The 499-nt window shown below is 39.1% G+C and carries 1 protein-coding gene; it reads left to right on the top strand.

All coding sequences use genetic code 11. The features are described from left to right. Nucleotides 1-41 precede the first annotated feature (41 nt). The coding region (locus AC1DIT_RS28430) for an IS6 family transposase (RefSeq protein WP_476998627.1) at nucleotides 42-499 on the top strand (458 nt) is incomplete at its 3' end.

The raw sequence follows: 499 nt of genomic DNA, 5'->3' as shown, positions 1-499 counted from the left end.
ACATACTGATACTATTACTCTAAAAAAGGTGCGTGATCAGTATGGAAAAGCGAAATTTATTCAAGTGGAAGCATTATCATCATGATATTATTTTGCAAACAGTAAGATGGTACCTACGGTACAACTTGAGCTTTCGTGATTTGGTGGAAATGATGGMGGAACGGGGCWTAWYCGTTGCTCATACAACGATTATGCGTTGGGTTCATCAGTATGGTCCTGAATTAGACAAAAGAATCCGTCGTCATCTCAAGCAAACCAATGAYTCTTGGAGAGTCGATGAAACATATATCAAAGTAAAAARTCAATGGATGTACCTGTATCGTGCTGTCGATTCGAAAGGAAGTACCATCGATTTTTATCTAAGCAAAGCAAGAAACCACAAGGCTGCAAAGCGATTCTTCAAGAAAGCTTTGCAGTCTTTTCATATTTCTGAGCCTCGTGTCGTGACAGTCGATAAGAATCCAGCTTACCCTATAGCAGTTGAAGAATTGAGAAAAGA

It is taken from the genome of Bacillus sp. 05T22, assembly GCF_056396765.1.
This window is presented reverse-complemented; position numbering and strand designations above follow the sequence as displayed.